A 9,901-nucleotide genomic window follows, 5' to 3' on the forward strand; every position below is an offset into this window, starting at 1 on the left:
GACTGGAACCGACTCCCTCCCCAGAACCACACGCCTCAGCCACAAGCGCGTGTCCACGGCACTTGGCAGAGATGCCAAGTGCCTGCCAACTACCCGTGGAATATGTCATTTCGGCGTGGAACCTACAACTACCCAAAGTCCCCCACCGCCATGTCCGTGAACCGGGAGAAGTGGCCCTGGAAGGCGACGGTGATCGTGTCGGTGGGGCCGTTGCGGTGCTTGGCGACGATCAGGTCGGCCTCGCCGGCGCGGGGGGAGTCCTTCTCGTAGGCGGCTTCGCGGTGCAGGAGCACGACCATGTCGGCATCCTGCTCGATCGATCCGGACTCGCGGAGGTCCGAGAGCGCCGGCTTCTTGTCGGCGCGCTGCTCCGGGCCGCGGTTCAACTGCGACAGCGCCACCACCGGCACCTGAAGCTCCTTGGCCAGCAGCTTCAGCGCCCGCGAGAACTCCGAGACCTCCTGCTGGCGGCTCTCCACCCGCTTTCCACTCGTCATCAGCTGCAGGTAGTCGATCACGACCATCTTCAGCCCCACCCGCTGCTTGAGCCGGCGACACTTGGCCCGGATCTCCACCAGCGTCATGTTCGGGCTGTCGTCGATGTACAGCGGCGCGTCGTTGATACGGCCGCGGGTCGCGGCGATCGTCGTCCAGTCGCGTGTGTCGAGCGTGCCCTTGCGCATGCTCTGCAGCGGCACCGCGCCTTCGGCGCTCATCAAGCGCATCGCGATCTCGCTCTTGCCCATCTCCAGCGAGAAGAAGATCGTCGGCATGTCGTGCTTTATGGCTGATGATCGGGCAAAATCGAGAGCCAAGGTCGATTTCCCCATGGCCGGCCGCGCCGCGATGATGACCATCTGCCCAGGATGCAAGCCGTTCGTCAGTTGGTCGAGCCCGGCGAACCCGGTCGGGATGCCGGTCATCTGACCGTCGCGGCTCCGCGCGGACTCGATCTCCTCCATCGCGGCACCGACCGCGACCTCCAACGGGACGTAGTCCTCGGCGCGTTCCGCGCCGGTCACCGAATAGATCTCGGCCTGAGCGTTGTTGACGAGGTCGAGCGCCTCGCCCTGGCCGTTGTAGCCCATCTGCACGATGCGGGTGCCGGCCTCGACGAGTCGGCGCAGCAGCGCCCGCTCGTTCACGATCGACGCGTAGTACGCGGCGTTGGCCGCCGTCGGCACGATCGATGTCAGCGTGTGCAGATAGTCCGCGCCGCCGGCGCGCTGCAGATCGCCCGTCTTGATCAGCTCGTCCGTGACCGCGATGACGTCCGTCGGCTCGCCGTGCGAGTACAGCGACAGGATCGCCTCGAAGATCAGCTCGTGCTTGGGAACGTAGAAGTCCGTGCCGCGCAGGGCGTCGACGACGTCGGCGACGGCATCCGGCGACAACAGCATTCCGCCCAGCGTGCTCTGCTCCGCCAGCAGATCGTGGGGCGGTGTGCGGTCGCGCCCACGATCGCTGGACGAGCCGCCGAGACGCTCCTCGGAGATGTCCGCGATCGACATGCAGCGCCCCTCTTCCCCCTGGTCGCGTGCCTCGTGCTCCGGACCACACGCCACGCTAGGCACCACCTCCGACACCCGCAACTCCACCTGTGGATAACTCTGTGGAAGGTCTGCGCGAAACGCCGCGACGCCTGTGTACAGGGGCTGTGGAAACTCCGCCGAGAATGAGGGAATCCTGGAAATATATCTCCGCTTGACCTGGGATTCTATGTTTCACAGCCTGTGGACGACGAATGGGATTGAAGCGTCCCTTGAAGGTTGATCGCGACGCTCGGGACTGGGGACAACCATGGGGATGAATGCGCTGTTGTCAAGTCCCCCATTCGGCCGACGAACGTCCCGGCAGCCCCCGAAACGACGGCACGACGGATGCCGCGACCCTCCCGGGGGGAGAGGTCACGGCATCCGTCGTGGGGATCTCCCGCGTCTACTTCGCGGCGACGACCTGCAGGGTGATCACAGCGGTGAGGTCATCGCGCAGGCGAACGGTGGCCTCGTGCTCGCCGACAGCCTTGATCGGCGCGGTGATGTGGATCTTGCGCTTGTCGAGCTCGCCCAAGCCTGCGGCCTTGACGGCGTCGGCCACGTCGGCGGTCTGGACGGAGCCGAACAGGCGTCCCTCCTTGCCGGCCTTGACCGACAGCTTGACCTTGCTCGACTCGAGAGCGCCCTTGAGTGCGACGGCCTCCTCGTGATCGTGGATCGCGCGCGCGGCGCGGGCGGCGCGGATCGACGCCACCTGCTTCTCGCCGCCGCGGGTCCACGCCACGGCGAAGCCCTGGGGGATGAGGTAGTTGCGGGCGTACCCGTTCTTGACCTCGATGACGTCGCCGGCGCTTCCGAGCCCGGCAACCTCGTTCGTGAGAATCAGCTTTGCCATGATGGGTCTCCTTAGCGGCCAGCGCCGGCGTAGGGCAGGAGCGCCATCTCGCGCGCGTTCTTGATCGCCTTGGCGATCAGACGCTGCTCCTGCACCGAGACACCGGTGATACGACGGGCGCGGATCTTGCCGCGCTCCGAGATGAACTTGCGAAGCGTCGCGACGTCCTTGTAGTCGATGACGCCGACGCGGATCGCCTTCGCGGGGGCGACGTTCTTCGCGCCCTTCCGCGGCTTGCGGCGATCGCCGGTAGCCTTTCCAGCCATTGTTTTTCCTTAGTCTGTGAACGGATGCCGGGGCATCCTCAATCGTTCGGTGATCGAGTGCCGCCGCGTCAGCGGTGGTGTATCGAGATCACGGTGTGTTGATCAAAACGGCGTGTCGTCGCCGTAGGAACCGGGAGCGCTCCACGCGTCCGGCGCAGCGGAGCCGGGGGTCGCCCACGGCTCTTCCTGCTGCACCTGCGGCCGGGACTGCTGACCGCCGCCGTAGCCGCCACCACCGACCGAGCCGCCGAAGCCCCCGCCACCAGAGCCACCGGAGGCGGCGCGGGTAACCTGAGCCGTCGCGTACCGCAGCGACGGGCCGATCTCGTCGACCTCCAGCTCGATCGCGGTGCGGTTGTTGCCCTCGCGGTCCTGGTAGGAGCGCTGCTTCAGCCGACCTGTCGCGACGACCCGCATCCCCTTGGTGAGGGATCCGGCCACGTGCTCGGCGAAGTCACGCCACACGCTCGCGCGGAGGAACAGCGCTTCGCCGTCCTTCCACTCATTCGCCTGACGGTCGAAAGTGCGCGGCGTCGACGCGATCGTGAAGTTCGCGACGGGCAGGCCGTTCTGCGTGTAGCGCAGCTCGGGGTCTGCCGTGAGGTTCCCCACGACGGTGATGATGGTCTCGCCGGCCATCGTCCTTACGCCTTCGCTGCCTTGCGGGCGGCCTTGGCCTCGGCACGCTCCTTCTCGGCGGCGACCAGGGCGATCGCCTCCTCGGCGCGCAGGACCTTGGTACGCATGATCTGCTCATTCAGCTTGAGCTGACGATCGAGCTCCTGCGTGGCCGCGCTGCTGGCGGTGAAGTTCACGACGGCGTAGATGCCCTCGTTCTTCTTCTGGATCTCATACGCCAGGCGACGCTTGCCCCAGATGTCGACGTTCTCGATCGTGCCACCGTCAACGGTGATCACTTTGAGGAATCCGTCGAGCTTCGGGGCGACCTGACGCTCGTCGATCTCGGGGTCGAGGATGACCATGAGCTCGTACTGGTGTGAGTGCGTCACTAACCCACCTCCTTCGGACTAGAACGGATGCCGGGCGTTTCCCGGCATCAGGAGGGTTGATGCACGTGTCGTATCGGCACGCACGAACGCGCGCGCTGACGGACAACCACAACAGTCTAGCCGATGGCGCGACCCGCCGCCGACTCCCGACCCCTCGGCATCCACCGTCTCCTCCGCGTCCGCATCCGTTCATCCGCCGTTCTTCTGAGATCAGAAATCGGACTCCATGGCCCGCTACGGTCACGCACGCGCTCACGCATCGACGGCGGCAGCTGCGCACCCGGTCGGTTCCTCCGCCGACCGGTGGACCACGAGAAGGAAGACATCCATGTCGACAACGACACACCGGCCAGCGTCACGCGCGAGTCGCGCACTGCTGGCCTCGGGACTCGCCATCGGTCTGTGCGGTCTCGGCGCCGCCGCACCGGCCTACGCCGACGTCGCATCGCCCGACATGTCGCGCTGCTGGGCGAGTTCGGCATCTACTGGCAGGCCGACCCCTTCGACGCGACCGACGACACCACGAAGGCAGCCACCGCCTATCGCGGACAGGTCACCGACGCGGGCCGCGACGTTCTCGCGCAGAACGATGAGACGCTGCAGAGGATCAACGCCAAAGGCGCGGTCGATCCCGTCCAGTCCAAACGCGCGCTCATCGACGCCGACCTCGACTGGAAGCAGACCTACGCCGATGCCCTCGGGCCCGTGCTCAGCAGCTATTTCAATGAGGGCATCGCAGACGGCTCACTTCCGAAGGCTGCCGCGCTGTACGCCGACGTCCAGTACACGGTCGCCTCCACGGGCGCCGCCAAGACCACGTTCAACTACCCGCGCCCGTTCCTCGAAGACCGCAGCTTCGGCGCGCCAGAGCGACTCAACGGACTCGCACCGAACCTCGGCATCACCGAGGTCGAACCGTGGACCGACCCGGCCACCGGGATCACCCACGACGGCACCTACGACGCGATCCTCGGGACTCGCAATCAAGCATTCCCGTCGGGTCACACCGCCTATGCCTACGGCACGGGCGTCGTGCTCGCGACGCTGCTGCCCGAGCTGGGACCTGAGATCGTCACCCGCGCCTCCGAGGCCGGCCTTGCACGCAACGTCCTCGGCGTGCACTACCCGCTCGACGTCGTCGGCGGACGCATTGCGGGTCACGTCAACGTCGCCACCCTCTACGCGGATGCCGCCTACGTCTCCAGCACGATCCTTCCGGTGCGCGCAGAGCTGCCGGGCTACCTCGTCGAGCAGTGCGCGGCGGACGGATACGGCGCGACCCTCGATGAGTGCATCACCGCGGTGGGCGCGAACGACGGCGGCGGCTACCAGAACGCGTTCACCGACGTGGTCTCGACGGCGCCGGTCACCGACCGGGCATCGGCCCTCACCGCGTACGAAGCTCGCATGACGTACGGCTTCGAGCCGGTGGGTGCCACCGACGCGGCGGCGGTCGTTCCTGCGGGCGCTGAAGAGCTGTTGGTCACGGCGTTCCCCACCCTCACGGGAGAACAGCGCCGCGCGGTCCTCGCCGCGACCGAGATCGACTCGGGGTCCCCTCTCGATTCCAGCTCCGAAGGCTGGCAGCGCGTCAACCTCGCTGCCGCTCTCAGCGCTAAAGTCACGCTCGATGCGTCCGGGGCGGTCGTCTCTGTCGAGCCAGGTCAGCCCGCCGCGTCAGTCGTGACCTCGGCCTCGGTGGCGCCGACACCGACCGACGCGCCGACGCCGACGGAGACCGGCGCGCCTCAGGCAGCGAGAACAGGCACGCTCGCGCGCACCGGCGGCGAGTTCGATCTGGTCCCGCCGACGGCCGCGTTGCTGCTGATCGGCAGCGGCATCGTCAGTCTCATCGCCGCTCGCCGCAAGCAGGCAGCCGAGTAAAGCAGAGCCGACGGGGGTGTCGGGCGACTACCGCCCGGCACCCCGTCATTGCTCTGCTCCGGCTGGACTTCCTCGGCATCATCGCCGGCGGTTGCTGACGCCCAGGATTCGCCGGAACAGTCGCTGCACAACACCCGTCAGCCACATGATCATCAACGCCCAGTATCCGATCGATGGAATCACGAGGGCGATCACGAGCGCGAGCGAGAACAGCGTGACGATCGAGAGATCGGCCGCCAGGCCTTTCATCGGTTCTTCGTCCGAGTCGCGAGTGAGCGCCGGATGCCGACGCAGATACAGCCGTTGCGCCATCATCAGCAGGCTGGTGACGATCATGCTGCCGATGTAGGTCACTTTCACGAGAGGGTCGTCAGCCTCGAACTGCCCTGTCATCGCGGTAGCGACCGGCAACCACACGATGCTCAACAGCCAGGCGACCGAGATCCACAGCAGCGCCGAGCTGACCTCTTCGACCCCGGCGAACATCCGGTGATGGTTCAGCCAGAACATCGCGATGATGAAGAAGCTCAGCACGAAGGCCAGCAGTTGCCACTGGTGCTCGACGAACCACTCACCGGCGGTGTGCTCGGCATCCTCGACGTCGGCGACACTCTCCATGAGCGGCAGGATCAGCAACGTCATCGCGATGGCGACGACGGCGTCGATGAACGCCTTCGCGCGCTCGGCTCCCCACACTTTGGACTCGGCGGCGTCTGCGTTGCTGCTCATGCTGATGATGATATGGCCGCAATCAGGGGGATGAGGGGCCCGTGCCACCGCCATCGGACGCGAGACTGCCGCGGGGATGCCGTGCCGAGGGGGCGACCCAAGGGTCTCCCCGCACTCACCGCAATCCGAACGCCTCCAACTCGGCGTCGTCCAGCATCCGGGAGCGGATGATGAAGCGGTTGCCGGTGGGCCCCTCGACGCTGAAGCCCGACCCGCGGCCGGGGACGACGTCGATCGTGAGATGCGTGTACTTCCAGTACTCGAACTGCGACTCCGAGATGAACACCTCGACGGGGTCGTCGAGGCCGACATCGAGCGCGCCGAGCTTCACGTCGGAGGGCCCGGTGAGGAACATCCCGACGGGAAAGCACATCGGGGCGCTGCCGTCGCAGCATCCGCCCGACTGGTGGAACATGAGCTTGCCGTGCTGCGCCGTGAGCTGCCGCAGCAGGGCGGCCGCGGCATCCGTCACCGCGACGCGGCTGTGGGTGTCGGTGGTGGTCATGACTGCTCCTTCCCCGAGGGAACAACTGCGCGCCGAGAGAACGGGTAGCACCCGTTCTCTCGGCGGTGAGTTGTTCTCTCGCGGTGAGAGGGTGAGAGGGCGAGAGGGCGAAGGGCGAAGGGCGAGAGAGCTGGGCTCAGAAGAAGCCCATCGCGCCTTCGGCGTAGGACACCAGCAGGTTCTTGGTCTGCTGGTAGTGGTCGAGCATCTTGAGGTGGTTCTCGCGGCCGATGCCGGACTGCTTGTACCCGCCGAACGCCGCGTGCGCGGGGTACTGGTGGTACGTGTTCGTCCACACGCGCCCCGCCTCGATGCCGCGGCCGGCCCGGTACAGCGTGTCGGCCGACCGGCTCCACACGCCGGCACCCAGACCGTAGAGCGTGTCGTTGGCGGTGTGGATCGCGTCGCCGAAGTCGTCGAACGACGTCACCGAGACGACCGGCCCGAAGATCTCCTCCTGGAAGATGCGCATGTTGTTCTGGCCCTCGAACACCGTGGGAGCGACGTAGTATCCGCCGCTGAGTTCGCCGCCGAGGTCGACCCGCTCGCCACCGGCGAGCAGCTTCGCACCCTCCTTCTTGCCGATGTCGATGTAGCTGAGGATCTTCTCCAGCTGATCGTTCGACGCCTGCGCGCCGATCATCGTGGCAGGATCGAGCGGATTCCCCTGCACGATCTTCGACACCCGGTCGAGGCCGTCCGCGAGGAAGCCGTCGTAGATCGAGCGCTGGATGAGCGCCCGCGACGGGCAGGTGCACACTTCGCCCTGGTTGAGGGCGAAGAAGGCGAAGCCCTCCAGAGCCTTGTCGTAGTAGTCGTCCCGTTCGCGGGCGACGTCTTCGAAGAACACGTTCGCGCTCTTGCCGCCGAGCTCGAGGGTGACCGGGATGAGGTTCTGCGACGCGTACTGCATGATGAGGCGGCCCGTCGTGGTCTCGCCCGTGAACGCGACCTTGCGGATGCGCTTGTGCTGCGCGAGCGGCGCACCGGCCTCGATTCCGAACCCGTTGACGATGTTGACGACGCCCGCCGGCAGCAGGTCACCGATGATCTCGAAGAGGAAGAGGATGGATGCCGGGGTCTGCTCGGCCGGCTTCAGCACGACGCAGTTGCCGGCGGCGAGGGCGGGGGCGAGCTTCCACGTCGCCATCAGGATGGGGAAGTTCCACGGGATGATCTGGCCGACCACGCCCAGCGGCTCGTGGAAGTGGTACGCGACGGTGTCCTCGTCGATCTGGCTGAGCGAGCCCTCCTGGGCCCGCAGCACGCCCGCGAAGTAGCGGAAGTGGTCGATCGCCAGCGGGATATCGGCGGCCAGGGTCTCGCGGATCGGCTTGCCGTTCTCCCAGGTCTCGGCGACCGCGATGCGCTCGAGATTCTGCTCGATACGATCGGCGATCTTGTTGAGGATGTTCGCGCGGTCGGCGGGCGTCGTCTTCTTCCACGACTCGAACGCCTGCCAGGCGACCTCGACGGCACGGTCGATGTCTTCCGCGGTGCCACGACCGACCTCGGTGAACGGCTTGCCGGTGACGGGGGTGATGTTCTCGAAGTACTGCCCCTTGATCGGTTCGACGAACTCGCCACCGATGTAGTGGCCGTACCTGCTGCGATACTCCGCAACCGAGCCGCGCTGGCCGGGAGCGGCGTAGACGCTTGAGACGCCCTCTTCGACAATGGTCATGATGTCTCCTTCGACTGCATGAGTCTGCGACACCGATGCCGCAGATTGGATGCCGAGGACGCTACGCGCCGCAACGTTGCATCCCGTTGCGGCAGGCTCACCGGTCGCCTCGCCGCCTCGACCACTCCGATCGCGAGAGAACAAATGGCCGCCGAGAGAACGGGTGCCAACCGTTCTCTCGGCGCTGAGTTGTTCTCTCGCGGGCAGGGCGCGGGGCGGGGCGGGGCGGGGAGAGCACGGGTTGGCCCACCCCCATCGGTGGTGGGGCCGGTCAGAGCGCGCGATCCACCGCGGCGGTCAGCGACAGGAACCGCTCATCGGCGGCCAGCTCTTCCAGCAGCACGACCCGGCCGTCCGCCCCCGCGAGGGGGATCTGCCAGTTGGGGTACTCCTTGTCGGTCCCGGGCTGGTTCTGCGTGCGGCGCTCGCCGACGGCATCCACCAGTGCCACCCCCAGCAGCTGGGCGGGGGATGCCGCGATCAGCACGTTCAGCGCCTCGATGACCTCCCGCTCGCTCGCGCCCTCGGCGACGAGCCCGCGCTGCCGCAACAGCGCCAGCATGGCCGAGCGCTCGGCATCCGCCTCGGCCAACTCTTCCTCGACGGGACGCGTCAGCAGCCCGAGACGCGCGCGCAGGGCGACGTGCTCGTCCGCCAGATACCCCGCGGTGGGGGGCAGGTCGTGTGTGTTGACGGTCGCGAGCAGCGACTCGCGGTACCACTCCGGCGGCCGGAATCCGTCGCCCTCGCGCTCGAACCACAGCACCGACGTGCCGAGGATGCCGCGCGCCGACAGGTAGTCGCGGACCCACGGCTCGACGTTGCCGAGGTCTTCGCCGATGAGCACGGCTCGGGCGCGCTGCGCCTCGAGCATGAGCACGCCGATCATCGCCTCGTGGTCGTAGCGCACGTAGGTCCCGGCGGCGGGCGACAGCCCCGCCGGGATCCACCACAGCCGGAAGAGCCCGATCACGTGGTCGATCCGCAGCGCCCCGGCGTGCCGCAGCAGCGTGCGGATCATGTCGCGCAGCGGCGCGTAGCCCGCCCGCGCGAGCGCGTTCGGCAGCCACGGCGGCTGACTCCAGGTCTGCCCCTGCTGGTTGTACATGTCCGGCGGGGCGCCGACCGCCATCCCCTGCGCGTACATCTCGCGCAGCGACCACGCGTCGGAGCCGAACTGGTGCACCCCGACGGCGAGGTCGTGCATGATCCCGATCGCCATGCCCGACGAGCGCGCCGCCGCCTGCGCGCCTGACACCTGCCCGTCGGCGATCCACTGCAGCCACACGTGGAACCTCACGCGCTCGGCCAGCTGCTCGCGCAACTCCGCGACGAGCGGCGACGAGATGTCTCGCGCCTCGGCCGGGCGCTCGGTCCCGTCGTAGTGCTCCTCGAGCGCGCACCACAGCGCGAAGTCCTGCAGCGGCTGCCC

At 67.4% G+C, this 9,901-nt stretch carries 10 protein-coding genes; 1 reads left to right on the plus strand and 9 read right to left on the minus strand.

What is annotated here, in order from left to right; genetic code table 11:
• Nucleotides 1–128: 128 nt before the first annotated feature.
• The 5 genes from dnaB to rpsF form a co-directional block, all read right to left on the minus strand.
• Nucleotides 129–1,511: a replicative DNA helicase gene (gene dnaB / locus WBP48_RS08555; protein WP_424438981.1), complete on the minus strand. Its 1,383-nt coding sequence runs from the start codon at nt 1,509–1,511 to the stop codon at nt 129–131.
• Nucleotides 1,512–1,938: 427 nt separating this feature from the next.
• Entirely contained in the window at nt 1,939–2,391 is a 453-nt protein-coding gene (gene rplI / locus WBP48_RS08560; RefSeq protein ID WP_424438984.1) for a 50S ribosomal protein L9, read from the minus strand.
• 11 nt (nt 2,392–2,402) lie between these two features.
• Nucleotides 2,403–2,657, minus strand: coding sequence for a 30S ribosomal protein S18 (gene rpsR, locus WBP48_RS08565; protein WP_424438987.1), 255 nt, complete (start codon nt 2,655–2,657; stop codon nt 2,403–2,405).
• 102 nt (nt 2,658–2,759) lie between these two features.
• Nucleotides 2,760–3,296 carry a single-stranded DNA-binding protein gene (locus WBP48_RS08570; protein WP_424438990.1) on the minus strand — a complete coding sequence of 179 codons (537 nt, stop codon included), beginning with the start codon at nt 3,294–3,296 and terminating at the stop codon, nt 2,760–2,762.
• Nucleotides 3,297–3,301: 5 nt separating this feature from the next.
• Nucleotides 3,302–3,640, minus strand: coding sequence for a 30S ribosomal protein S6 (rpsF, locus tag WBP48_RS08575; RefSeq protein WP_424439008.1), 339 nt, complete (start codon nt 3,638–3,640; stop codon nt 3,302–3,304).
• Nucleotides 3,641–4,069: 429 nt separating this feature from the next.
• Here rpsF and WBP48_RS08580 point away from each other — a divergent pair, with 429 nt between their 5' ends.
• Nucleotides 4,070–5,551 carry a phosphatase PAP2 family protein gene (locus tag WBP48_RS08580; RefSeq protein ID WP_424438993.1) on the plus strand — a complete coding sequence of 494 codons (1,482 nt, stop codon included), beginning with the start codon at nt 4,070–4,072 and terminating at the stop codon, nt 5,549–5,551.
• Between the two features lie 78 nt (nt 5,552–5,629).
• Here WBP48_RS08580 and WBP48_RS08585 read toward each other — a convergent pair whose 3' ends face one another.
• The 4 genes from WBP48_RS08585 to malQ form a co-directional block, all read right to left on the minus strand.
• Nucleotides 5,630–6,280 (minus strand): TMEM175 family protein, encoded by a 651-nt coding sequence (locus tag WBP48_RS08585; protein ID WP_424438996.1) that lies wholly within the window; start codon nt 6,278–6,280, stop codon nt 5,630–5,632.
• A gap of 115 nt (nt 6,281–6,395) precedes the next feature.
• The gene (locus WBP48_RS08590) at nt 6,396–6,785 is read right to left on the minus strand and encodes a DUF779 domain-containing protein (RefSeq protein ID WP_424438999.1); all 390 of its coding nucleotides are present in this window, start codon (nt 6,783–6,785) and stop codon (nt 6,396–6,398) included.
• 136 nt (nt 6,786–6,921) lie between these two features.
• Nucleotides 6,922–8,469 (minus strand): acetaldehyde dehydrogenase ExaC, encoded by a 1,548-nt coding sequence (gene exaC / locus WBP48_RS08595; protein WP_424439002.1) that lies wholly within the window; start codon nt 8,467–8,469, stop codon nt 6,922–6,924.
• Nucleotides 8,470–8,740: 271 nt separating this feature from the next.
• Nucleotides 8,741–9,901: 4-alpha-glucanotransferase (gene malQ / locus WBP48_RS08600; RefSeq protein WP_424439005.1), on the minus strand; the 1,161-nt coding region annotated here is incomplete at its 5' end.

Origin of the sequence: Microbacterium sp. (assembly GCF_049661145.1) — a bacterium.
In the GTDB taxonomy this organism is placed as follows: Bacteria; Actinomycetota; Actinomycetes; order Actinomycetales; family Microbacteriaceae; genus Microbacterium.